General features: G+C 45.1%; 19 protein-coding genes. 8 read left to right on the top strand and 11 right to left on the bottom strand.

Features of this window, described 5'->3' with window-relative positions; all coding sequences use genetic code 11:
• Positions 1 to 10: 10 nt before the first annotated feature.
• The 11 genes from HY960_14055 to HY960_14105 form a co-directional block, all read right to left on the bottom strand.
• Complete coding sequence (locus HY960_14055; GenBank protein MBI5216872.1) at positions 11 to 2,926, bottom strand: PAS domain-containing protein; 2,916 nt, start codon at positions 2,924 to 2,926, stop codon at positions 11 to 13.
• A 60-nt stretch (positions 2,927 to 2,986) separates the two neighbouring features.
• Entirely contained in the window at positions 2,987 to 6,154 is a 3,168-nt protein-coding gene (locus tag HY960_14060; protein ID MBI5216873.1) for a PAS domain S-box protein, read from the bottom strand.
• A gap of 63 nt (positions 6,155 to 6,217) precedes the next feature.
• Complete coding sequence (locus HY960_14065; protein MBI5216874.1) at positions 6,218 to 9,709, bottom strand: MEDS domain-containing protein; 3,492 nt, start codon at positions 9,707 to 9,709, stop codon at positions 6,218 to 6,220.
• Positions 9,710 to 9,745: 36 nt separating this feature from the next.
• On the bottom strand, positions 9,746 to 10,846 hold the full coding sequence (gene hypD / locus HY960_14070; GenBank protein ID MBI5216875.1) for a hydrogenase formation protein HypD: 1,101 nt from the start codon (positions 10,844 to 10,846) through the stop codon (positions 9,746 to 9,748).
• Positions 10,847 to 10,869: 23 nt separating this feature from the next.
• Positions 10,870 to 13,257, bottom strand: a complete 2,388-nt coding sequence (locus HY960_14075; protein MBI5216876.1) for a hypothetical protein — start codon at positions 13,255 to 13,257, stop codon at positions 10,870 to 10,872.
• Between the two features lie 79 nt (positions 13,258 to 13,336).
• The gene (locus HY960_14080; GenBank protein ID MBI5216877.1) at positions 13,337 to 13,588 is read right to left on the bottom strand and encodes a HypC/HybG/HupF family hydrogenase formation chaperone; all 252 of its coding nucleotides are present in this window, start codon (positions 13,586 to 13,588) and stop codon (positions 13,337 to 13,339) included.
• A complete protein-coding gene (locus HY960_14085) occupies positions 13,551 to 13,778 on the bottom strand; it encodes a HypC/HybG/HupF family hydrogenase formation chaperone (protein ID MBI5216878.1) in 228 nt (75 codons plus the stop codon). The genes HY960_14080 and HY960_14085 overlap by 38 nt, the downstream gene beginning before the upstream one ends.
• Positions 13,775 to 16,303, bottom strand: coding sequence for a carbamoyltransferase HypF (locus HY960_14090; protein MBI5216879.1), 2,529 nt, complete (start codon positions 16,301 to 16,303; stop codon positions 13,775 to 13,777). The genes HY960_14085 and HY960_14090 overlap by 4 nt, the downstream gene beginning before the upstream one ends.
• Positions 16,273 to 16,926 (bottom strand): hydrogenase nickel incorporation protein HypB, encoded by a 654-nt coding sequence (hypB, locus tag HY960_14095; protein MBI5216880.1) that lies wholly within the window; start codon positions 16,924 to 16,926, stop codon positions 16,273 to 16,275. The genes HY960_14090 and hypB overlap by 31 nt, the downstream gene beginning before the upstream one ends.
• Positions 16,923 to 17,285, bottom strand: coding sequence for a hydrogenase maturation nickel metallochaperone HypA (locus HY960_14100; protein ID MBI5216881.1), 363 nt, complete (start codon positions 17,283 to 17,285; stop codon positions 16,923 to 16,925). The genes hypB and HY960_14100 overlap by 4 nt, the downstream gene beginning before the upstream one ends.
• 411 nt (positions 17,286 to 17,696) lie before the next feature.
• Positions 17,697 to 17,936 (bottom strand): type II toxin-antitoxin system MqsA family antitoxin, encoded by a 240-nt coding sequence (locus HY960_14105; protein MBI5216882.1) that lies wholly within the window; start codon positions 17,934 to 17,936, stop codon positions 17,697 to 17,699.
• Between the two features lie 216 nt (positions 17,937 to 18,152).
• Between HY960_14105 and HY960_14110 the strand changes: the two genes are divergently transcribed.
• The 8 genes from HY960_14110 (at position 18,153) to HY960_14145 (ending at position 25,989) form a co-directional block, all read left to right on the top strand.
• Positions 18,153 to 19,853 carry a tetratricopeptide repeat protein gene (locus HY960_14110; GenBank protein ID MBI5216883.1) on the top strand — a complete coding sequence of 567 codons (1,701 nt, stop codon included), beginning with the start codon at positions 18,153 to 18,155 and terminating at the stop codon, positions 19,851 to 19,853.
• A 68-nt stretch (positions 19,854 to 19,921) separates the two neighbouring features.
• Complete coding sequence (locus HY960_14115; GenBank protein ID MBI5216884.1) at positions 19,922 to 20,617, top strand: DUF4292 domain-containing protein; 696 nt, start codon at positions 19,922 to 19,924, stop codon at positions 20,615 to 20,617.
• A complete protein-coding gene (locus HY960_14120) occupies positions 20,614 to 21,825 on the top strand; it encodes a peptidoglycan DD-metalloendopeptidase family protein (protein MBI5216885.1) in 1,212 nt (403 codons plus the stop codon). Before HY960_14115 ends, HY960_14120 begins: the two co-directional genes overlap by 4 nt.
• 4 nt (positions 21,826 to 21,829) lie before the next feature.
• Entirely contained in the window at positions 21,830 to 21,994 is a 165-nt protein-coding gene (locus HY960_14125; protein MBI5216886.1) for a hypothetical protein, read from the top strand.
• Between the two features lie 9 nt (positions 21,995 to 22,003).
• Complete coding sequence (locus tag HY960_14130; protein ID MBI5216887.1) at positions 22,004 to 24,598, top strand: sigma 54-interacting transcriptional regulator; 2,595 nt, start codon at positions 22,004 to 22,006, stop codon at positions 24,596 to 24,598.
• A 46-nt stretch (positions 24,599 to 24,644) separates the two neighbouring features.
• Positions 24,645 to 24,968 (top strand): hypothetical protein, encoded by a 324-nt coding sequence (locus HY960_14135; protein ID MBI5216888.1) that lies wholly within the window; start codon positions 24,645 to 24,647, stop codon positions 24,966 to 24,968.
• Positions 24,947 to 25,123 carry a hypothetical protein gene (locus HY960_14140; GenBank protein ID MBI5216889.1) on the top strand — a complete coding sequence of 59 codons (177 nt, stop codon included), beginning with the start codon at positions 24,947 to 24,949 and terminating at the stop codon, positions 25,121 to 25,123. Before HY960_14135 ends, HY960_14140 begins: the two co-directional genes overlap by 22 nt.
• A 119-nt stretch (positions 25,124 to 25,242) precedes the next feature.
• Positions 25,243 to 25,989 carry a carboxypeptidase regulatory-like domain-containing protein gene (locus HY960_14145; GenBank protein ID MBI5216890.1) on the top strand — a complete coding sequence of 249 codons (747 nt, stop codon included), beginning with the start codon at positions 25,243 to 25,245 and terminating at the stop codon, positions 25,987 to 25,989.
• Positions 25,990 to 26,113 lie beyond the last annotated feature (124 nt).

Below are 26,113 nucleotides of genomic sequence, written 5' to 3' on the forward strand. Positions count from 1 at the left end.
GTATTATTGTCTATGACGATTGTGAATTATACTGTTTGGGTTTGTAATCCGGGAAATAGATTTTTGCACAGTCGGGACACATGCCATGCGTGAAGGTAGCATCTGTGTGGCTTGTAATATATTGATCGACTTGCTGCCAGTATCCTTTGTCATCACGGATTTTCTTACAGCCGGAACAAATCGGTAACAAGCCCTTCAGCGTTTTTATTTGAGTGAGAGCAGTTTTGAGTTCTTCAACAAGCAGTTTCGTTTCCATCTCCGACTGCTTACTTTTTGTGATATCTCTCGAAATTCCCATGAGTCCCATAATTTCCCCTTGTTCGTTATAGAGCGGTGTAAGGAGTGTCGAATACCACAAGGAAGAGTTTGGAAATTGAGTATGATGTTCAAAATGTACAGTTGTGCCTTCTTGTAAGGCGGTTACAACTCTATCGCGGAGTTCTTCCGATGGCTGAAACGGGATGACTTGTTCCCATGGTTTTCCAATGACATCAACTGCCTGCAATCCCACATTATTCAACGCATACGAGTTGACGTACTGAACGCGATTGTCCCTGTCAATAATAAAAATTACATCTCGCGCCGATTCTGCTAATGTGCGGTACCGTTCTTCCGATTGTCGTAACATGCTCGCTTGTTTCTTTTTTTGTATGACATACTTTACACGTACTGTGAGTAAAGCGAGAGCAAGGATACCGAAGGGGATGTAATACGACGGGCGCAGGTAATAAGGATATGGAACATCAATGATGGTAGATTCAATCAGTGTGGGACCATTTCCAAATATTTTTTTTGTTTGAACTTCAAGTGAGTGTTTACCGGAACCAATATCATACAACGAAACGGTTCGAATGGTACTCCACGGCGACCAATGTGTATTATCGAGCCGATATCGCGTTTCAATCATGTTGTTCTGTTGTTCTCCCCAATAGGAGAATACATTCCAGTGTACGTGAGTAATATTCTCGCGGAAGAGCGGTTCAGAGAGTACGATTTTCGGAACGTGAGCAGATAATTCTTTCATATTGAGAATTGCCATACCGCTTCCATACGTCCCGATATATGTAAAATCCTTCGTGGGAATAATGGGCCATAATCTCGTATTTGTTAAACCATCATTTTCATCAATAGAATACCATGTCTCTCCATCGTAAATGGAAACACCACTGCGCGTGGAAACCCAGAGTTTTCCCGACGAATCTTCTTTTACTTCCCAGACGGCGTTGCTTACTAATCCGTCGGCAGTTGTAAAATATTTTGGTTGATTGTTTTCAATATATCCCAGTCCTGAATTTTGGTCACAAAACCATACCCGGTAATTCCTATCAACGAAGACCTCGAATATTCTTTCTAATCGTAGCCCTTGTTCTTTTCCCCAATGTTGCCATGTTCCTTCGTCAGCGTTCTCATTGTGCGGAACCCATTTACTGATTCCGTGTAATGTCCCGAACCACAATGTTCCGTTTTGTTCCACATCTACAGAATACACTCTTCCGCTTGGTAATCCTTGTTGTATTCCCCATTGAAAAAATTTTCCGTTTGAGAGAACATACGCACCGGGCTCAACTTCGACATTGCGCTTGACAGCATCGGAACGTTCCAGTCCGAAAAACCACAATCTTCCAAACCTGTCCTGTTTTATTCGATGAATGAAACCTGCATCAAGTCCCGATTTGTAATCAACGTGTTTCCATGCACTTCCATCCCAACGAAACGCGCCTTCAAATGCCGAACCGCTGCTGACCCAAACGTTGCCTTTGCTATCCTCTGCAAGACCGGTAAGAAATTTTATTTTCTGAGAACCGATTTTATCAATAAACTTCTGCGTACCGTTCGGAGAATGAATGACGATTCCTTCTTCGGTTGCCATCCAGATGGACCTATCCTTTGTGAAGAGAATTTGGTTCACATTATTCCACGCTCCGGAAGATGGGTATCGAACGAACTTCCATCTTGGGGAGGATGCTTTGAAGAGGTAGAGTCCTTGTTCCGTTCCCATCCATAAATCTCCGTTTGAACGATATTTTAAGGAAACGATATTGTGCATCTGATGAGGATAGACTGCTATCTCTGACCAACTATTATTTACTCGTTGCATGACCGTTCCTTGACTTTGAGCAAGGAGCGCGTTATTCTCTTCCGAAATATCAAACGATTCCAGCACAGCGAGGCGTATCTCGCGAACATACCGTGGTTCACCGTGAGGTTCCCATTCCCAGATTCCTTTTGCCTCAGAAGGTCCTACGAGGTTCATCAATCCATACCCGTTTTTATTTTCTATAAACTTTGAAATTTTAAACGGTTCACCTGAAAACGAATATCTTTTTTGTAGTTGTCCTTCATGGTACGAATACATTCCTGTATTAGAAATAATCCAGAGTTGGTTGTTTCTTCCCATGAACAGATTCAGGATTGTTTCGTTGTTCAACTCCGTTAGAAAAAAAGGAGGAGGAGTTGCGACGCTATCTTGAAGAAGAAATAAACCTGCATTGTGGATAAAAAGAATTCCATATCCTTCGAGATACACAGAATTTGTAACAGGTATTCGTTGCCCCTGGTAATACACCGGTAGCGGACGAATTCCTTCTTTGTTTCCGGAGAACAACTTTCCATCTTGTTCGATATAGAGAGTTCCGCGGGAATTGCAGAGAAAAGTATATGTCATTGGCGAAAGAGTGTCTTGCTTGTTCCTGACAGTATGCCAAACATATCCGTCGTACCATGCCAACCCGAATTCTGTAGAAGCCCATGGTGTCCCGTCCGGTGTTTCGATGATTTCGAGAACACGATTTGACGGTAATCCTGTTTCTGTTGTGAAAAGGACCCAACGCCATGGTTCTGTGGAGGGAATGTTTTCAGCCTGTGTGCGGTACGTGGCACAAAGCATCAAACAGAAAAAAAACGAGAACCGGATTGCTGTTTTCATGATGGATGTATAAGAATCTGGAAATTCATATCGGGGAAGTAATTCCAATACAGGAGAATGTTATTCATTCTTCGCTTGATTATCTGAACCCATTTCTTTTATCCGCCGGTATTCAGGGAAATATTTATCTGAACATTCCGGGCACATGCCATGCGTGAATGTTGCGGCAGTATGTTGCATGATGTAATTTTCGACATGTTCCCAGTATCCTTTGTCGTCGCGGATTTTCTTACATCCGGCACAAATCGGGAGTAGCCCGCCGAGCGTTTTTACACTTGCCATCGCTTCCTGCAAATCGCTCACGAGTTGTTCCCGTTCTTCTTCCATTCTTTTCCGTTCGGTAATGTCTCGTGCGAGCGCAATCAGAACGGGTTGACCAAAATACGTTCCGGGGTTCAACACAACATCCTTCGGGAAAATTTCACCGTTACTCCGAATTCCCCAAAACTCGAACCGTTGCGATTTGCCTTGAAATGCTTTTTGAACATGCTCAAATGTTTTTTGCATATCGTTTTTTCCCGGGGCGGAAAGAATTTCCGGTGTTTTGCCGACAAAGAATTCTTTCGGATAACCATACATCTGCTCGGCTCCCCTGTTGACATCGAGAAATTTCCCCTGAACATCCTGAATGTATATTGCATCGCTCACGGAATCGAACAATCCCCGGTAACTGATTTCCGAGTTTAGTAATTTCATTTCCGTCTGTTTTCTTTCTGTTATGTCTTTTGCAATAACTAAAATTCCGGGTTCATGATTGGGAAGGGTAATGGCAGTTTCATATAATTCCACATAACACAGCGTCCCGTCTTTTTTGATGTTTTGGACTTCGTGTATTAATGTTTCACCGGAAAGAATTCTCTGTGTATGTTCATCAATTTCATTCACAAATGCCGGAGGATTAAGTTTGGAAACATGGACGCCGACTAATTCATCGAGCGAATAACCGAGCGAACGACAGATAGTTGCATTTGCCCGAAGTATAAAGCCGTTTGTATCTTCAACTAATATTCCGACGGGGGAGAGGTCAAACAACGTTCTGTATTGTTGTTCCTGTTCTGATAGGATGATTTCGGCTTGTTGATGTTGAAGTGCGGCGCCCAACATTCCTGCGGCGGCATGGAGCGCTTCTATTTCTGCAATAGACCATTCCCTTTCCTGCACACACTCATCGAACCCGATGAAACCCCACCATACTGTTCCGATGTAGATGGGCATGATGACGATAGATTTGATTTCCTGCAAGGCAAGAAAATCCCGTTCCGCTTCAGGAAATTCCTTAATGTTTCCATAAATGGGTTTGTTCTGAGAAAGCGAATCAATCCAACGACGGAAACCAATATCTTCCAGTGGGGCGTTCTGCAAGTCAGGGTTATCAATTTGAGGAACAATTCCTTCGGCGCACCATTCAAATCGCTGGCTCGTGAGAACAGTTTCTTCTTTGTCAAGATGGTTTTCGAAAATGTAAACACGGCTGGAATTGGTTGCTACTCCAAGTACTCTTAATGTTTCCTGAATTCCTTCGTTTACGAGATGAGACTTGACCAACGCTTCGGCAGATTTCCCGACTGCTTCGAGTATTTGGTCGCGTCGTTGAAGTGAAAGTTCGATTGTTTTTCGTTCGGTAATATCCTGAACCGTTCCTGCTATGCCGGTGATAAAGTTGTGCTTGTCGCGAATCATCTTTCCTTCAGCAAAAACAATCCGTATGTTCCCGTCCGGGAGAACTACCCGGTATTCCAGGGGAACCGGAGTTAGATTTTGACGTACTCTTTTATTCGCTTCGAAAAGTTTTGGTTTGTCTTCCGGGAGAACGGCTCGTTCAATTGCATGTTCAACATTCCCGTCAAATTCTTCTTTCGATATGCCGAAGAGAAGGAACATTTCATCTGACCAACTTACTTTGTTTGTCTGGAAATCCCATTTCCAACTTCCGATATGTGAAATTGCCTGCGCCTCGTTCAGATTTCGTTCACTCTCTTTCAACGCCATTTCTATCTGTTTTCGTTCTGTGATATTTCTGACAATTGTCAGTACACGCTGGTCATCCAGCGGAACGGAACGTGCTTCATAATGTTCCAATCCGGCTTTTCCATGATAATCATATTCAAGTGTTTGCAGGGAGTTGGATTGAAAAACATTTTCAAAATGCCGGGCAAATTGTTTCGCCAGGTAGAGAGGGAATATGGTGAACATATTTTTCCCGATAAAGTTCTCCGGCGGCGCCGCAAGGTTAGAAATATCCTTCGCTTGATAATCTAAGTATACTCCATCTTTTGTTTGAAGAAAAATCCAATCGGGGATGGCGCTGAGTAATGCTTTGTGTTTTGTTTCGCTTTCCTGTAATGCGTGTTCAAATTCTTTCCGTTGCGTGATATCGCGATTGCTTGCACGTCTTCCGAGCCATGTTCCATCCTTACTCCAAATAGGTTGGCAGGAATGGCTGAGCCAACGGAGTTCACCGTTTTTTGTACGGATACGGAAATCGGCAGAGAAGGGTTCCGGGTCATCCAAATGCTCATGTAGATGTTTCATCATGAAGTGTTTGTCTTCTTCGTGAATAATTTCTTCGAGAAGAGAAGGCCGTTGGTAAAATTCATCTGCTGTGTAGCCGGTAATCTGCTCGCTTGAAGGAGAATTGAAGACGAGTGTAAGGTCGGGAGCAATCCAGTATTCCCAATCACGGGTAAAATTTGCAAGCATCTTAAATCGTTGTTCACTTTCCCTGACTAATTTCTGGAGGTTTACCTGCTCGCTAATATCGCGGTAGTGCCAAAGGTGGCCATTATGTTCTTTTCCCGTGTTCAGGGGAATATAATCGCGCTCAAACGTTCTTCCGTCCGCTAATTCGAGTTCTTCATGCAATACTATTTTTTTCTCTGTGATTAATTGTTTGATTCGTTTGATAAACTTCGTAGGGTCGCGGAAAAGCACTGCGCTTTGCTCTGCCGATTGAGAGCAGTCCATTCCCACCAGCGCTTCTGTCGGAACCGGGATATTAAACAGGGAACAAAATTTTGAATTGACATAGAGGATTCGGCGCTCTTTGTTTTCGAATAAAATCCCCGAATCTAAATATTCCATCAGGGTTTGCAAATGCGTAGAAGCATCCCCGTGAGAAGCGTCCATTCCGTCCGAACGTGTCGAAGGGTGTTCGTTTGCGTCGAGTTGTCTCTTCAGGCGATCAAGTTCTTCGAGTAGTTCTTTTTTTGATTTCTGTTGGTCGTTCATGGTAATCTTCAAATAGTTACATGGTTATTTCTAATTCCAGGTTGAAACTGTTTCACAGGTTCCTTAATGTGAATCAAGAATGTTCCGGACGGCTTGGAGTATCTCACCCGGCTGGTATGGTTTGAAAAGAAAGAGTTTCGCGCCGGAGCGGAACATCAGCGATTTCAATTCCGGCTCGATATAGCCGCTTGCAAAAATCAATTTCATTTCCGGGTTGATTTTTTTCATTTCAATCAGAACTTCCAAGCCGGTCAGTTTCGGCAAGCCCATATCGGTGATGACAATATCAATACTCCCGGAACGTTGCCGGTACAATTCGATTGCTTCATCACCATCCTTCGCGGTAAGTACGACGTACCCGTACATTTCGAGAAATGCTTTTGTCAGTTCGGAGAGTGTCAGTTCGTCCTCAACCAATAATATGGTTTCTGTTCCACCGACGATTGTATCATTGGCGTTCCTTGTTTCACATCGTTGCTCTTCATTTTTTTTCGGCACCGGAAAATATAAAAAGAATGTGGTTCCTTTTCCCAACGTACTTTCAACCCGGACAAATCCGTTGTGGCTTTTCACAATACCGTACACAACGGAAAGCCCGAGTCCGGTTCCTTTTCCTTTTTCTTTCGTTGTGAAGAACGGCTCGAAGATTCTGCTCTTTGTTTCTTCGCTCATCCCGCAACCGGTATCTGAAATAGACAGAAGAAGGTACGTTCCTTCAGGCACGGTTTGGAAATATCGTGTCATCTCTCTTGAATGTACCCGTGTTGTTTTTATTGTCAGCATTCCGCTACTCGACATTGCGTCGCGGGCATTTACGCAAATGTTCAGCAATACCTGGTGAACCTGTGTCGGGTCTGCATGGATGGTGGGAAGGTCTTTTTCGAGTTCGAGACTGATGACAATCGTTTTCGGAAATGTTTCTGCCAGCATTTTCGAAATCTCTTTGGAAATGATATTGATATCCAACGGACCGAAATGAGTCTCGCTCTGCCGTGCAAAGGTGAGAATTTGTTTTACTAATCCGGCTCCTCGTTGTACTGCTCCTTCAATGACCGCGGTTGATTTTTCAATCGACTCGTGCGAGGGTGAAGCATTTCTCAGTAAACTATTATATCCAAGAATGATACCGAGAATATTATTGAAATCGTGAGCGATACCGCTTGCAAGTGTACCGATTGCTTCTAACTTTTGCGTCTGGACGAGTTGTGCCTCCAAATTTTTTCGTTCGTCTTCCATCGTTTTTCGTTCGCTGATGTCCTGTACGAATCCTTCGTACAGACGTGTTTTGTTATGTTCGTCCCGAACTGCATGTGCGGTTAACGATACCCAAATCGGTGTTCCGTCTTTCTTTTTCCACAGAACTTCAAGGTGAGCAACAGAGTCGCTCTCGGAGTGGTCGTAACGTGCAAGAAAAGTTTTCCTGTCTGATTCATGAAGATACACATCTATTGGCAGTCGTTGTTCCATCAATTCCCCGATTGAATCGTAGCCTAACATTTTCGCGAGACATGCATTGGCGGTGATAAATTTTCCGTCCACTGTTGATTGATAGATGCCGATGGGAGCCCATGTTACAATGTCTCTGTATTTTTCTTCACTCTGGTGAAGTAATTCTTCCGCTTGTTTGCGTTCGGTAATGTCCAGAGAAAGAACAAAAATTCCTTCGGGGACGGGAACAACGCTCAGTTCATACCAGTTTGTTCTTCCATTTGGAAAAATGAAACTCGATTCAAAATGTTGAGGAATGCGCTCTTCCATGCAACGGCGATAATGAGTAAAAATTTCAGAGTGTTCCACTCCGGGGTACATCTCAAGCATCGTTTTCCCGATAAGGTCTTCCTGTTTTTGATGACCATGGTATGCGGCTATCTCATTCACATATAAATATGTCCAGTCAAATCCGATAAGCATGCAACCCTCTAACATGCAGTCTAATGTTTGTCGGTAGCGCGCCTCCGATTTGCGGATTGCATCTTCGATACGTTTTCGCTCAGTGATGTCGCGTTGAATGCCAAACTGACCTGTAATTCTTCCTTCGGAATCATACAGAGCGATATATTCGCCTTCAATCCACATTTGTGTTCCATTTAGTTTACGTTCATCGCTTTCGAGACGAATTTTTCCTGCATCAAAAAATTGACGCCAAAGTTTTCTTCCATAAGCAATGTCATGTTTGAATAAATCATTTGGTGAGAGGCGTAGAAATTGTTCGCGTGTTGCGCCATATTGTTCCAGCATAGCATCGTTGATTTGAGTGATACGTTGATGAGCGAAAATATAATCCAATGCTTTTTCTTTATCCACGGTAGTATCCCAGCGAACAGGCTCGTCTACCATCATGAAGAAACAACCGTCAATTGATTGGTTGAAAAATGCCCGCAGTTCTTCCGCGCTTTTCCCAAGCGCTTCTTCTGCACGGATTCGTTCGGTTACATTCAACAATACAAGGACAACATTTGTGACAACTCCGTTCGGGTCCAACACCGGGAGTAAACTCCAATCCCAATGAGACACCCCGCGTTCCGGATGGTAAGCATATTCGAACGTTTTTGCCGTTGCATAATGTGGAATTCCTGTTTGTACCACTTTTGTAAAAATTACTTTGTTTTCCTCATTCGGAAACAAATCAAAATGATTTTTTCCAACATAGAATTCCGGGACGTTGTTATCCGTCTCAGCATACGCACGGTTGACTTTGAGAAAATTGAAACTTGTATCTAAGTAGGCAATCAAAAGATGAGTTGTCGAGAAGATTTTCTCAAGCAACTCCGTAGTTTTTCGTAATTCAAGTTCTGTCTCGATGCGTTTTTTGTTTTCCTCTCGTAGTTGGGCGTTAATGTTTTCCAATTCGCGCTTGTTGCTCTGCAAGGTTTTCTCGAACGCTTCCCGCGCAATAATATTATCTAACAATCTCCGTATTTCCCGCGATGGATGTTCGGGATGGAGAAATTCATCGGGCGGGACATAGTAAAAATTCTTGCACACCCAACCGCCGACAACAACCTTGGGATGTGTTTCAATTACTTGCTTTAATAATTCAGGTCGAAATCGTTTCAAGTTGTACTGGCAAATTGCAAGAGTTTTGTGGTCAGGGAAAAAGTAATTCAATTTTGCTTCGTATTCAATCAACCGCTCCACGCCCTTTTCGCCTCCGAGTACCCATGTCATTTCACCGGTAACTCTCAACGCCGAATAGCCTTCTTGTAACGCAAGGGTTGTACTCTCTTTCAAAAACTGTATCATCCAGTCAGGGTCAAAAAATCCATGCTTCAAATATGCCGCCTGTTTATTAGCGACAAGAAGTTGCCCGGATGCAGTTGCGACTGGAACATCAATCCCATGATTCTTCATTGCCTGAAGGACAATATCGGCAGTGTTATCATCGGCAATGTAAATACACTTCTCATTGCGTTCCAGCCCGGTTTGAATGAAAGGGATTATGGCGTTGAATTGTTCTTCCTGTGTTTCATAGATGAGACACAAATGGTCGTGAACATCAAGATGCTGAATTGCTTCAACGAGACCTGAAGATGAATTGACTGCGGTGCTATTCATAGAATGTTCTTTCTGCCGTGATGGTTCAATAATGCTCTAACAATTATTCTTAAAGAACGGCTTGTACTGATAATACGCTGCGCACGCGCCCTCGGAGGAAACCATCGGCGCGCCGAGCGGTCGTTCCGGCGTACACTCGTTTCTGAACGCGGAACATTCGTGCGGTTTCTTCAATCCCTGAAGCACCATCCCCGCAATGCAAAGCGGAGATTCCTGAAACCCGGAACCTGAAACCCGGAACCGCTTTTCTGCATCAAACGCTTCATACTCCGCCCTGAGTTTGTAACCACTTACCGGAATTTCTCCGATTCCGCGCCACTTTCTGTCTGTTGTTTCAAACACTTCTTCGAGGAGTTGTTTTGCAGGAATGTTTCCCTCGCGGCGAACAGCGCGGGCATATTGATTTTCCACTTCGCAACACCCTTCTTCCAGTTGTTTGATTGTCATATAAATTCCCTGAAGAATATCCACCGGTTCAAAGCCGGTAACAACAATTGGGACGCGATACTTTTTTGAAAGAGGAATATATTCTTCGTACCCCATGACCGTGCAAACATGTCCCGCCGCGAGAAATCCCCGGACAAGATTCTGCGGTGAGGAGAGAATCGCTTCAATCGCAGGAGGGACGAGAACATGCGAGCAGAGAATCGAAAAGTTGTTGATACCAAGCCGCTTTGCCTGATACACCGCCATCGCATTTGCGGGCGCGGTTGTTTCAAACCCGACAGCAAAAAAGACTACCTGTTTGTCAGGATTTTTCTGAGCGATGGTTAGAGCATCGAGCGGCGAATACACAATGCGAACCGTTCCGCCTTCCGCTTTGACGGTGAGTAAATCTTTTTGTGAACCGGGAACGCGAAGCATATCGCCGAACGAAGTGAGGATAACATCAGGCATGGAAGCGATGGCGATTGCTTTGTCAATCATCTCAATCGGAGTAACACAGACCGGACAGCCCGGTCCGTGAACGAGTGAAATTTCTTTCGGCAGTAACGACTCGATTCCATACTTCACAATCGTGTGCGTTTGTCCGCCGCAGATTTCCATGATTGTCCACGGGCGCGTGGTGAGGGAGGCAATCGCGCTTGCGATTGCCTGCGCCGCACCTGCGTTTCTGTATTCATCAATGAATTTCATTTACCTTTCAGGAGTACTCGTTGTTATTGGGTTCGCTTTTCCATCATTGCCGCGTATTCCTTAATTGCTTTGAATTGTCCCGCACCGTGAACGCCCGCTTCTTCCAATACTTTCGCCGCCGCGCCGCTTCCGAGATAATGTCCCCCGCGGAACGAGTGGAGTGAACGTTTCATTCCTTCATTGCTTCGTATCCACTGGTGCATCGTCGGCATGGTGAAATCGGTAATGCCCATCGCTTCGTACGTCAGCGCTTCGGGGAAGATTCTTTCCTGTTCATTGGCTGGCAACATCTTGAACAATTCAACGCTGCTAATGTAATAAATATTGAGATTCAAACCTTCTTGTTCTAATTTCTGCAAGACTTCGTTGATGAAGATGCTCGCCACACCGTTTCCTTGCAGAACAACAGTACCGTTATGTTGTTTTGAAGTTGTATCAGCAGTGCGAATAGCATAGACACCTTTTGCCGCTTCCTGAACCGGAGGAAGTTTGAACGCAGCCCGGTCAATTATTTTTTCCGGCGGGCGCGTTACAAACGGAGCGAGAATTGCCGGACGGAGTTTCAGCGCGGCGACAAGTAACGTCCACATCTCCTGCGGGTCCCAGGGTGTGAGCGTAATGCACACTCTATCGGGGAAACATTCCTGTAACAGTTGCAACGCTTGCGGGTCGGCGTGCGTTGGTCCGTCTTCACCGGTTTTTACTCCCGCGTGTGCGTTCACCATAATCCATGTGTTGTACGGTTCGCCGGTTACGCTCTCCCGCGCCTGAAGTCCGATGCCATGCAGTCGCGCCGGAACATGTTCAAGCGCGGCAATGAACGCGCTATACGATGATGTCACTCCGATGTGTGAACCGTAACTTGCAACTCCTGCCATCATTGCGCCCATCGCATCTTCACAAATTCCGCCGATGGAAATCAGCCGCGAGTTCGGATTCGATGTTGCATTGAAAAATCCCGGTGCGAATCCGTTGTTTACCTGATTGACGCTTGTCGAGCCGAGCAAATCCGCCGCCGAGGCGAGGAATGCGCCGTTCGTTTTCTTGTTGAGGATGTTCATCGCTTTGCCGAGAACTTCACGTAGGGTGATAGAACTTCCGGGGGAGAATTTCAATTCGTCGGGGATGATGTTCGCATCAATTTCTTTGTTCGTGTAAAGCGAGCCAAGTGAAGGCGCTTCAGCACGAATCGTTCGTTGCGATTTAGTCAGCCGTTCTTTTGCTTCAAAGATTTTTATTCCGGCAGTTTTTGTCAGTTGAGGGTTGTTCTCCAGAACCTTCCGAATCATCATCAACGACTCAAAATAATTTTCCTCAACTCGTGCCGGAGTAGCATCGCCTGTGAATCGCGGAAACTGAACGTTGAACATTTGCTCGAATTCTTTCAGCGAATTGTAAAATCCGTCCGAGGCAAATTTATGTCCCGCTCCATGCGAATCGCGTCCTTCAACGCCGTACTTCCAGCCTTTTGTTGTTCGATAAATAATCGCCGTCGGTTGTTTCGTTTCGAGTGACAGTGCTAATCGTTGTGCCGCCGCGATTTGTTTGAAGTCATGTCCATCCGGAACGTAGATGACATTCCAATCATGCACGTAACACAACTCGGCAGGATTCCATTGAACATAATCGCCAACCGCGCCGTCTTCGCGGCACACACGGTTTGAATCAATTGATGCCTGATTCCAATCAATATGCAGGAACGCGTTGAAGAGTTGAGATGTCGCAGCTGATGAGATTGCTTCATGCACACGACCGGGTGTCATTCCGCCTTCGCCTTCCAGCACATGAACATTCGGTGGATTGTTTGGGTACATATCGAGCGCGCCAAGTGCAAGTCCGAATGACGCGGGAACACCGACGCCGCTCGCCCCGGTCGCAATCTTGATGAACGGAGTTGCGCATGTCGGATGTCCGTCGAGCGCCTTCGCGTTATGTTTTTTGAAGAGCGGAGTTTCGTTCGTCGGGTTTCTCCTGAAGCCGAGTAAATCTTCCAAACGGAGTTGCCGTTTTTCGTCTGCTAGCAACGATGGATTGCCCAATCGAACAAGTTCGTTTCTCAATGCCCACATCGCATACAAACCCATTGCTTTATGTCCGGCGGCGTACGAAATCATGTCGGCTGTGTTATTGTCCGGCTGAGAAAAATCGTAATCCATTGTTCGATAGAGAAGCATCTCGACTGCCCGCCCCGAAGAAATACTTCCCCCGGGATGCCCGGAGGTTGGAACAAAATTGAAAAGGATGCTGCACATCGTTCGATACATGCAATCAACCTGCTCGAAGAATTGAAGTTCGTCGTTTGGCAGAAGTGAGTCGAACGATGACATTACGTCGGCGATATTGTAGTACACGCCGCGTCGTGCGTTCAGTGAAAATGGTGTTGGTTTTGGTAGTGTAGTTGTGTGGTTCATGTTGTTCTTTTGTTTGTTGTGAAAAAAGTACTATTTCGTCAGAGTGACGATTGATATTTTTTGTTATACCGATATATTTTTATCCATCAGAAATCCTCAATTCATCCAATCCATCAATCTCTTCAAACAGTTTTAACGTTTCCTGCGCTTCGTGTTCATCCATCTTGCTGATGGCGAAGCCGACGTGGACGATGACATACTCGCCGAGCCGCACGTCAGGGACGAGGTCGAGGCAGACCTGTTTTTGAATGCCGCCGAAGTTCACCGTTCCCATGAGCGGAGAACGCTCGCGTTCAATTGAGACGACTTTTCCCGGTATCGCTAAACACATAGTCAGTTTCTGTTTCTTCCTGATAAATGGATATGCCGACGCCCGCTTCAATTAAAACCGTGTCGCCGACCTTTGCCTCGAGAAGGAAAAATAACGGCACCCGCTTATACGCTCCGTTGACGTTTACCCTGCCGTACGTAGTCCCGTTCTCGATATAGATTTCTTCAATTTGTCCTGTGAGTAAATTCATACAATCGTTTCTTCAAGTTGTTTCTGATGTTGTAAATCCTGTGTTCTTTGCAACCGCATTGCCGCGTACACTTGTCCGAGCGCGATGCCTCCGTCGTTCGTTGGCACGCGCTGATGCCAGTATGGATGAAAGCCTTCTTGACGTAACCGTGTCACCGTTCTTTCTGTCAGATATTTATTCTGAAAACATCCACCGCTCAACACGACCCGTTCTTCTCCGATTCGCTTTGCAACTTCGATAATAATTTCTGTCAGCGTGTTGTGAAACCTTGCGGAGATGATTTCCCTGGATTCGTTCTCCTCAATGTCGCTCAGAATGTTTTCAATCATTGGTTTCCAATCAACTCGGATTGCGGATTGCGGATTGCCAATTTCGAATTGATTCTTATTTCGCAATTGGCAATCCGAAATTCGAAATTCATAATGTTCAACTGTCAGAATTCCATCCGTGAGAAACTCCAGTTCCATCGCCGCTTGCCCTTCAAAATTCACTCGTTGCCGAACGCCAATCAGCGATGCGACAGAATCAAAGAGACGACCAACACTCGACGTTGCCGTGCAGTTGATGTTTTTTTCAAGCATTGTTTGAAGAAGAGAAAGTTCATCCTTGTCGAATGATTGGAGTAGTGGAGAATGGATTGATGGAGTTTTTTGTTTTGAGAAAATATCACTGCCATACATTTCGTACAGTAAGCCGAGCGCAGTTCGTCTCGGTTCTTTGATTGCTTTCTCGCCGCCGGGAAGTGGAAACGCTCTGAATGTTGCAACGCGTTCGAACGATGTTTCATTCGTCAACAAAAATTCGCCGCCCCAGATTGTTCCATCGGTTCCGAAACCCGTCCCATCCCACGAAACGCCAAGCACTTGTCCGTCGAGTTGGTTTTCTGCCATGCAGGAAGCGATGTGGGCGTAATGGTGTTGAATGGTTTCCAGTTTTCGGTTTCCGGTTTCCGGTTGCAGGTTGCAAGTTTGATGAGCATATTTGGTTGAGAGGTAATCAGGGTGCAGGTCGCAAACGATAGTTTCGGGATGAATATCGTACAGCATTTGAAAATCTTGAATGACATTCTTGAAAGCATAGAATGATTCTTTCGTTTCCAAATCGCCGATGTGCTGGCTGATGAATACGTTTTCACCTGATGTAATAGCGACGGTGTTTTTCAGATGAGCGCCGACAGCTATCAGTGAATGAGATTCCTCACCCCGATACCCGCCTGCCGGACGGGCAGGAATCGGGGATTCAGAATGACATTGGATGGGGAGAGGCGCGTAACCACGTGCACGTCTCATCACCAATTCACGTCCCAACATCACCCGAACAACAGAATCATCCACATGTCGTTTGATGGGACGATTGTGAACGAAGAAGACATCGGCAATTTCTTGCAATCGTTTCAATGCTTCATGTTCATCAATACAAATAGGTTCATCGGAAAGATTGCCGCTTGTGGCGACAACAGGAAATCCTAACTCGCTCAAAAGTAGATGGTGAAGAGGAGTGTAGGGAAGCATTACACCGAGGTAGGGATTGCGTGGAGCGACACCTGAAGCGATGTGAGATTTGGGTTGTGTGATATGGGTTGATGGAGATTGTTGAATCTGTGAAAATCTATTAGATCCGTGTATTCCGTGGTGAATTAATTTCAATAGCACAACTGGAGATTCAGGTGAAAGAAGGAGGCGTTCTTCAAGTTCGGATACAATACACACTTCTTTGATTGATTCGAGCGACGGAAACATGAGAGCAAAGGATTTTTCTTCCCGGTGTTTTCGCTGACGGAGCCGAACAATAGCATCTTCATTTCGTGCATCTACGATGAGATGGAATCCGCCAAGCCCTTTGAGAGCGACAATCTTTCCGGCGCGAATTGCTTCTGCCGTTTGCAATAATGCCTGATGATGAGTTGAAAGAATATTGCCTTTTTCGTTCCACAATTCCAGATGTGGACCGCACTTGGGACAGGCGTTCGGTTGTGCATGAAATCTTCTGTCGAGCGGATTGTTGTACTCGAACCGGCAGTCATCGCACATTTCAAAGTTCTTCATTGTTGTGTTGTGCCTGTCGTACGGCAATGCTTCGATGATGGAGAAACGTGGTCCGCAGTTCGTGCAGTTTGTGAACGGATAGAGGTAGCGACGGTTCGATGGGTCAAAAATTTCCTTCACACAATCAGGACATGTAGCAATATCAGGCAACACAAGCGCGGAGATTTTTCCATTGCTTTCGCTCTGCCGGATTTCAAACTGTTCGTAGCCAACAATATCGAGAAACGAAGATTCAAAACTTTGAATGAAGGAAAGCGGCGGCTTTTCTTTTTCAATTCTTAACAAAAAAGAATCAAGCAATGTTTTCTCTCCCTCTGCTTCGATAAAAACTCCTTGCGAAGAGTTTAGCACCCAACCGGTTACACCAAGTTCTGTTGCAAGCCGGAAGATGAACGGGCGAAATCCAACGCCTTGCACCGCTCCTCGAATCGAAATCTTGCAACGGCTTTTCATTTCTGACCTGTTTGTTGAAGAAGCCATTCGCACCATGATTGAATTCCCGCACCTGTTGTGCAGGAAGTTTCAAACACACGTAAGTTTGGATTGACGGAGAGTGCGTTCTGTTTCAGTTGTTCGATGTTGCAGTTCACGTACGGAAGCAAATCAATTTTATTGATAATAAGGACAGAAGCGTAACGAAACATATTCGGGTACTTGAGCGGTTTATCATCCCCTTCCGTTGTGCTGATGACGACAACTTTCATCGTTTCGCCTAAGTCATAATTAGCGGGACAAACAAGGTTACCGACGTTTTCGATAATTAAAAGATTGATTGCTGAAAGATTGATGTTCTGTAACGCGTCGTGAACAAGATTTGCTTCGAGATGACATCCGCCGCGTGTAACAATCTGCACGGCAGGAACACCGAGACGACTGACCCGTTGTGCGTCAATATCAGTCTGTACGTCTCCTTCAATCACAGCGAGAGAAATGTTGCCGCGCAATTGTTCAATCGTTCGTTCGAGGATGCTTGTCTTGCCGGATCCGGGAGAACTGACAACATTCAACACGAGCAATCCATGCTCGGCAAACAGCGCGCGGTTGCGTCCTGCAATCTCATCGTTCTTCTCAAGAATTTTCCGCTCGATGGTAATGACGCTCATGCCGACTCCTCGATTGCGTCATTCAGTTCGATGTCAACAAGTTGTAATTCTGTTCCTGCAATGACGTTGATATCACTCGCTCCGCATTGTTGACAGAGAAACATTCCTGATTCTGAAATTGAGTCTGTGTTACACGTATTGCAATGAAGTTGAAGCGGAATACGTTCGATGGAAAGTGTGGCAGAGTGGAGAGGAGATTCAGCCGTTATCGCGTTGAAACAAAATTCAAGAGATTCCGGAACAATGCCTGCCGCATCGCCAATCCGCAAATGAATGAGCAAAGCGTTTCGCATCTGTTCTTCAGAAAGTTGGTGTTGAATGATGCTGAGAATATTTTGAGCGACAGACATTTCGTGCATAAATCCATTTTGAGTTGAGCAAGAAGTGAGCCAGCAAAACAGTCCGAAAGTTTGTGTTACCCTTGTAAACGTGTCAGGATGCTCCAGAATTTTTCAGGCTTTTAAAAGATATTCAGGGTCTTTCTCACTGTTGAGAAGTTCAGTAAAATAAAACAAAAAAGGGACAGGTTTTGAGAAAAACCTGTCCCTGCAAGAAGAGAAAAAATGAAGTTATTTGGTTGTCATTTTCAACAAATCTTCTACCATATCCCGATGAACCATAAAGCCAAGCATCTTCAACTTTGCATAGTATTCATGATAAAAATGGTTTTACGGTTAGCCGTGGCTACGCGATATTTTTTAGTTACTTGTTAAATAGTTATTGGTTAATTGGTTTTTGGTTTTCGTTTTAGAAATCAGGTTATCTAAAATTCACGCCACGGCTACAGCCGTAAAATCGAGCACTTCGACTTGCTTCATAGCAGTGCGCGCGTCTCGTGTTATTTCTTCTAATTGGGTCGAGGTGTTGTTATCAATCCATTCTTCACCACATTGCGAGCAAACTAAGGCGGGGACATTACGCACTACAATCACACCAGTTGTGTAATCTACTGTGAAGGTGGTATTCCCCTTTTCTTTTGTTCCTCCACATAGCGGACATCTGTTGTTCATAATTTTGTTCAAACTTACGAAATAGATTCCACTACTCAAAAACCTTCGGGCAGTTTTTGTTTGTGGAATCCGGTCTTACAAACTGATTCCACAGAATAATGATTGTTGTGAATGGTAACAGAGGAATCCTGACTATTGAACAAAACCCCGACATCGGAAAACCTTGTGATTCACTCCTCAAATTGGTATATTTTTTCCGAAATGAATCACAAAAACATGTTCAAACACATCACACAATGGAGTTTCATTATCCTCGTTGCGTTTGCAATCGCGGGATGCTCCTCCTCTCAACAAACTCAGGAAGATACGGAACGAAAAACGGAACTGCGGGACGCCGCGCTTGAACGGTATCTCAACGGTCAACTGCTCGACCAGCGGGAAGAATACGCAGCCGCAATTTTGGAGTATCAGGACGCTCTCCGCTTTTTTGAAGAGCCGGCAATTTACTTCGCGCTTGCAAAAGATTATGCTTTACTCGGCAAGCACGAGCAGGCGCTCGAAGCCGCACACAATGCAGTCCGGTTGGAGCCGAAGAATATCGAGTACCGCGAAATACTTGCAGAAATTTACATGGATGTTTCACAGTTGAATGAGGCAGCAAAACAAATCGAAACCATTATTCAGCAAGATTCTACACGGAAAAAATCGTGGTACAATTATGCTCAAGTGATGTTATACATTGCGCCATTGAAATCTCTGGAAGTGTGCGAGCAGATTTTGGAACGTTTCGGACCGGACGACCATATCTATATTCAAATGGTGCAGTTGTACAGTGCGCTCGGGAATCTCCCCAAAGCGGCAGAGGCGATGAAAGGAATGTTGGCGCTCAATCATGCAAATTTTGAAATAAAAAAATCGCTCGGCGATTTGTACATGGAGATGGACAGCGTAGATGCCGCGCTGAGTTTGTTTGATGAACTTGTCGAACTTCATCCGGAAAATGTCGTGTTGCGCGCTTCCATTGCGCACGCGTATCTCGTGAAGCGCGATTATGCAAAAGCGCAGGAACAGTTCGATTCCCTCATCACCCGTGATACGCTTTCAATTGATGACCAACTTGAATTCGGAAAAGTGTTCATCACGTTTGTCGAGCGCGATTCTGTCGTCATTCCTTTGGCGGAAGAAATGTTTCAGGGAATGTTGAAACAGTACCCGGACGATTGGCGACCGTATTGGTTTCTCGGAGCGATTGCCAATGTGAAACGGGAAGATTCGATATCGGTTGTCTATTTCAAAAAAGTAACTGAATTGGCAAAGTGGAATGCCGACGGTTGGGTTGGCGTTGCCTCCGTGTGGTTTGATAAAGGAGAATTGCAAAAAGCGCTCGATGTTTTGGAAGAAGCGAAGAAGAATGTCAAGGAAGAATTCCGTGTTGAGTTTATTTACGGATTGACATTACAGCGATTGAAACGTCCGACCGATGCCGCGCTTGCTCTCGAACGCGCCATCGCCATCAATCCGAAAAATGCCGATGCATTAAGCGCGCTCGGACTTGTGTATGATGAACTGAAACGCCATCCCGATTCCGACACGATGTACGAACGGGCGTTGCGACTCAGTCCCAATAATTCTCTTGTGCTGAATAATTACGGTTACAGTCTTGCCGACCGTAACGAACAGTTGGAGCGCGCTGAAACGATGTTGAAAAAAGCGCTCGAACAACAACCGAATAACCAGTCGTATCTCGATAGCATGGGATGGATTTATTTCCGTCTCGGAAATTATGAAGAAGCCGAGCGATACATCAAAAAAGCGATTGACCTTGGAACCAACAGCGCAGTCGTCTTCGAGCATTTGGGCGATGTCTATGCAAAGATGAATCAAAAAGAAAAAGCGCAGGAGTATTGGAAGAAAGCGCTCGACCTCGACAGCAACAATCAGGTGTTGAAGGACAAAATTCAGAGGGGAGAATTGTGAGGCTGTTCCGATGGATTCTCCTGTGTAATTTTTCTTTCGTTTTGTTTCAGTGTGCGCCGCGTCCCGTCATGAAAGAGACAACAAGTCAGCCGATAACCGCTGAGGAAGTGTTTCAGCGTGTCATTGAACGAAACAATTCGGTTCGCACGTTGCAATCGAGCGGCAACATTTCAGTTGACAGTCCCGAACTTTCCAACAGCGGAGCGTTTCAACTTTCACTGAAGAAGCCCGATTCGCTGTTGCTTGAGATTCGGGGACCGTTCGGGATTCATGTCGGAACACTTTCACTCACGAAAACTTTTTTTCAATTTTACAGCGCATTGGAGAATCAGGCAGTTGTCGGCTCGCCCGATTCCTCTTCATTACTTTCGATTCTTCATGTCGCTCTTCCGGTCGAACAGATTCTCGATGCGTTCACCGGCGCATTTCCCATCATTACTGATTCAATGATTCGCTTTTCCAAAACCGAAGAAGAATATCTGATGGCATTTTATCGAAATGGAAAAACAATCGAGTATAGGATTGATGCAGAAACATTTATCATCACAGATTATTTGGTGAAGGATAGTGAGGATAAAGTGCTGTACAAAGCGGAAGCATCGCGCATCACGGCGGGAAGTGATGTCTCCACGCCGTCTGTTCTGAAAATATCTTTTCCCGATGACGGACGAAGTATTTCGCTTGTCTATAGAAAAGTAGAAATCAATGAAGAGGTGGATTGTTCGTTCACGCTCCCTGAACATGTGAAGGTAATTCGGAAGTGAAGTCTTATTCATTGTTCGTTGTTTTGATGTTGATGGTTGTCTGTTTCGCATCAGCGCAGACCGACATTCAATCCAGTCAATCCGACCTGAACAAACTCCGTCGGGAAATAGAACAAATCGAAAAGAAAATTCAGGAGAAGGAGAAGAAAGAAAAGGCAACACTTGACCTTCTCGACCAGTATGACAGGCAGGCGAATCTCATCAGAAAACTCATCAAAGCGCTGCACAAAAAAGAACGTGATTTGGAAAACGACATTGAAGCAACACGCCGCTCGATTCGTTCTTTGACGAAGCAACTCACCTCACTCAAACAGCAATACGCAAAGTATGTTACGCGGCTCTACAAGTATGGACGTTCGCACGATTTGGAGTTACTGCTCGCCTCGAAGTCGTTCAACCAATCGCTTATCCGTTCGGAATATTTGAGGAGATTTTCTGAACAAAGGAAAAAAGATTTGAGTAACATTGTCCTTCAGCGGGATGAAATCGAAAAAGAAAATATCAAACTCAATCAGCAACTCGACGAGCAACAGGATTTCATCAAACAAAAAAAGAAAGAGGAGAACACCTTAGCCGATAACGTGAAGAAGCGGCGTAAGGCGCTTGCGCAGGTGCGGAAGGATAAGAACAATCTCCAGAAGGATGCAAACCGGATTACCGCCGATGCAAAGAAACTTGAACAACTCATTGCAAAATTAATTGAAGCGGAGCGGGTAAGGAAACTGCGCGAAGAAGAACTTGCCAAGGCGAACAAACAGCCACCGCCGGTTCCTTCGACGACGGGGAAATCATTCGTCAATCTTCGCCGTGCGTTGCCGTGGCCCGTTGCAAGCGGAAAAATTATCGGACGGTTCGGCAATCAGCAGAACAAACAACTCGGAACGGTAACGCAAAATACCGGCATTGACGTTGCGGTTCCCGTTGGTACGCAGGTAACGTCGGTTGCGGCGGGAGAAGTGTCGCTTATCTCATGGCTTCCGTCGTTCGGCAATCTCGTCATCGTTGACCACTCGGATGGTTTCCGAACTGTGTATGCGCATCTCTCGGAAATCTCCGTGAACGAAGGAGAAAAAGTTCAGCAGAAAAGTTTGCTCGGACGAAGCGGCGAATCGGTTGAAGGCGCGGTGTTGCATTTCGAGGTGTGGAAAGACCGGGAAAAACAAAATCCTGAGCAGTGGCTCAATCCCCGCGGGTTAAACACACGGTAATGAAATGCGCGATACGATTGAAAACGGACAGAATGTTCTTCACCGCATCACCGTGAACGGTGACGCTACGGAGTTCAAGTCGGATGAATCCGACTCCCGTTTGTGCACAAACATTCTTCAAGAATGTTTGAATAATTTTAGCATTGTCGTTTACGGCAATGCGCCGTAGTCATTAAGCATGAAACAATTTCTCTCCAAACATTACTTTGTCGGCACAGCAGCGGTTGTTGTTGCAATTCTCCTCTCGCTTCTCGCGTACGATATTTTCTCCGGGGCGAACAGCGCGCTTCTCCGGCAATTCTACCGGGTGCGAGGCGAACAACCGCTCGATTCTTCCATCGTGATTGTCTATTTCGGAAACGAAGATATTGCCGCACTCGGCGGGTATCCGTTGAAACGAAATTATTATGCACTCCTTGTCTCTGCGTTGCATGAAGCAGGCGTAAGCGCAATTGGCTTTGACATCGCGTTCACCAATCCCGACAGAGAACATCCTGAATTCGATAACGTGTTTGCAACGGTAGTGAAATCATCGGGCAATGTTGTGATGAGCGGATATTTTGCTTCGCTGGAGAAGGGTGAATCGGGTTCTCCTTCGTTCCCTGTCGGTTCGCAACCGGAGTTGCCATTTCACGAACTGCGGTCAAGCGCCGCTTCGATTGCACACACGAATCTCAATGAACAACTCTCGGTTCCGTTGTTTGTGAAGAACGGAACGGAAATGGTTCCCGCGTTGTCGCTTGAACTTCTTCGGCTCGGTTTGAAATTGAACAAAGAAGATATTTCCATTCAGGGAAATTCGGTTTCTTTATTGATGAAAGGAACAACCCGGACCGCTTCCTGTACCGATGAAGGCGAAGCGCTTCTGAATTTTTCCGGCGGGACAAGTTCGCTTCATACAATTTCCGCATTGAGATTTTTACAGGAGTTCGATGAATGGAAAACTGCAAGCGCGCAAACGAAAACGCCGCATCCGTTGCACGGGAAAATCGTACTTGTCGGAATCATTGCCGAAGGAAAAAGTACGTTTGTTCAAACACCGTTTGAACATCAATTTCCTTCCATCGGCATACACGCAATCGTGATGGACAATCTTCTGAAAGGAACGACGCCGACACAAGCATCGGCAACGGTCGAAATGTTTGTTGCACTCACTGCCGGATTACTCGCCGTGTGGTTCTTGAGAAAAAATCTTTTGTTCGGCCTGGCAGGTGTTGCGCTCCTTGTTGTTGCTGTCATCATTCTTGGGTACGCGTTGTTTGTTCTCAGTTCAACCATTCTCCCCGTTGCGGTTACGCTGTTCATGCTAATCTTCGTTTCTGTCGGATTGATACTTCACAAGCAGTTGCAGGTGCAATCGAAACTTTCCATCATCGAAATTGAGCAGGGAAATGCCGAACGAATCTTGCGGGAAAAAGAAGAGCATCTGCAAAAACTTGAACAGCAATTACAGTCGTCAATACAACAGCGAACGCAACAACCGAGCGTTGAGTTGCTTCAGGAAATCAACAAGTACAAGCAGGAAATCGGGAAACTGCAATCGCAGGTTGAAGATTTAAAACCGACACAACTTCCGGTTGTGCAGTCGCAAATGACAGCAGAAAATTTCCACGGCATTGTCTATCAATCATCCGGCGCGATGGCGGATGTGGTGAACTTCATGAAGAAAATTGCTGCCACCGATGCCTCCGTGCTGATACTCGGCGAGAGCGGAACGGGAAAAGAGATGGCGGCGAGGGCGATTCATCTTGCAAGCAACAGGAATGAGAAACAGTTCGTTGCAGTCAATTGCGGCGCGCTGACGGAGACGCTCCTCGAAAGCGAATTGTTCGGACACGAGAAAGGCGCGTTCACCGGTGCAATAAAAGAACGAGCCGGACGTTTTGAACTTGCCAACGAAGGAACAATCTTCCTCGATGAGATTGCCGAGACAAGCGAAGCGTTTCAGGTGAAACTGCTTCGTGTGTTGCAGGAAGGAACGTTCGAACGAGTCGGCGGAACGCAAACACGGAACGTGAATGTGCGAGTCATCGCCGCAACGAACCGGGACATCAAGCAGGAAGTGAAAGAGAAACGATTCCGCGAAGATTTATTTTACCGGCTGAATGTTTTCACCGTAACGCTCCCCGCGTTGAGAGAACGACAGCAGGATATCGCGTTGCTTGTCGAACATTTCCTGAAATCGGATGCAACCGAAATGACGCTGAGCGCATCCGTTTCCAAGTTACTTCTTCAGCATGAATGGAAAGGAAATGTCCGGGAACTTCAAAGCGTTATCAAACATGCGATTGTCCTCGCGCAGGCGGAAGGGCGTTCGTTTATCAGAATCAAAGACCTGCCGAAAGAATTTGCCGACACAAGTTTTTCCTCACTCGATATTGAAGAGCAGATTCTCGAACTGCTGAGAAGCAAGCAATTCTCCCGCAGCGCAATTTCCGAAACAGCAGATGAATTAGGAGGAATGAATCGCGGAACGGTTGCCGAGTATTTTCGCGGGACCTGCTTCAAAGTATTTTGTGAAAGCGGTTGGAATCTTGATTCCGCTGTCGCCATCATTTCAGGAACGGAAGATACGACAGTTCAGGAGAAAGTAAGAAAGAAACTTACTGAGTATCTTACTAACGCCATTGAGTTTGTTAATGCTGCAAACACGCTTGAAGAAATCCTTGCTCAATCAAAGCCGAAGTACAAAAATCTTCCGCAACGGTATCATCAATTTCTTGATTCGGTGATAATATCAAATCAACAAAAGAAGTGGAATCTTACAGAATAAGCAGTTCTTGGCTTGGAATTCTCTTTGAAATTAAGTAGAATTCTCCATGCCTGAGAGAAATTATAGAGTTATCCTCGATGAAGAAAATTCTATCTTTGTTTATTTTGAAACAATACAAGGGACATTAACTTCGTTCGTGGTAAAATTTATTACAATCATTGATGATGAGGAAGTGGAAATTCTCCGTTTCGATAGCGCCCACGGTATGCCGCATATAGATATTTTAGGACCAGATAGTGAGACCAAGCAGAAGATTTGGTTATCCAGCATGTCGAACGAAGATGCATTGAATTATGCTAAGAAAAATATTAAAGAACATTATCAACAATACAGAGAAAGATTCATCCAATGGAAAAAACAAAAGCAATAGTTACAAAAAAAAATAAAGAATTGACAGAGGAACAGCGCATAATCAATAGTTTACTTGCCGATGGTGCAATAGAAATTACACCTGAGATGCAGAAACAGGAGCCGTACAAATCCCGCATTGCAAAAATCAAGTACGACTTGGTTCATGAGCCATAGCAATTTCTTCTCGTTCATACAGTATGAGGAGCGTGAGAACAAGAACGTAGTAGAACAACGGCTTTGTACACACACCGGGGAGAGCAGGGACGGGAACTAAAACTCTAAAACAAACCGATATGAACTATCCAAGAAAAATTATTATTGCCTGCTGTATTCTTTTAGGAGGATTGTTTATTGACAATACACAAGCACAAGAATACACAATAACTGGAACAGTCCGAACACTCGACGACCAAATAACAGGTTCTCCAATAGAAAATGTTAAAGTAGACGCAGACAGTGGAACAGCAATGACATGGACGGATGAAAACGGAAATTATACACTAATCACAGACAATAATATAAGCAATCTAAGATTCACAAAAGAAGGAAAAATATGCTTCGACGAAAATATTGAAAGTATGGGCGATGACACTATAAACGTTTCAATGCCATCAAAAATACAAAACGTATCAATGGGAACAGACACAATCAGCGTAGAAAAATTCCTAGAAATGTATCAACCATCAGGAAGAGGATACGACATAAGATATTGGAAAAATTTACCAATACGAGTAGCATTAAACAATGCAAACAGTACAGATACAACAAAAGCAGTTCAAGTAATGGGTTTTGGAAATTGGACAACAACAGACACAAACAGCATAGCATACAGAATGAAACGCGACATGTTCACACTAGCAGACTCGACAACAGCAGCAGATAGCGGAATAACAATATACTTCCACAGCGATGGAAACTACACAAACGTATACAGCGGAGATGAATCCGGCATGATACAATTCGCAAGATGTCACGTCCGTGATCCTACCCCTACAAAATTAGTAAAACACGAAATTGGCAGAGCTGTAGTAACTCCTTAGAAATGTCAGTATGTAGAGCACTTTAGAAATGTCAGTAGATAATACAAGTTTAAGTTCAGAGAATCAAGTTCAAGTACCGTGTGGGGTAACGGAGCGAGTCCGTAGGACGAGCGGAGTTACCCCA

The organism is Ignavibacteriota bacterium, from assembly GCA_016212665.1.
Lineage (GTDB): Bacteria > Bacteroidota > Ignavibacteria > UBA10030 > SZUA-254 > FW602-bin19.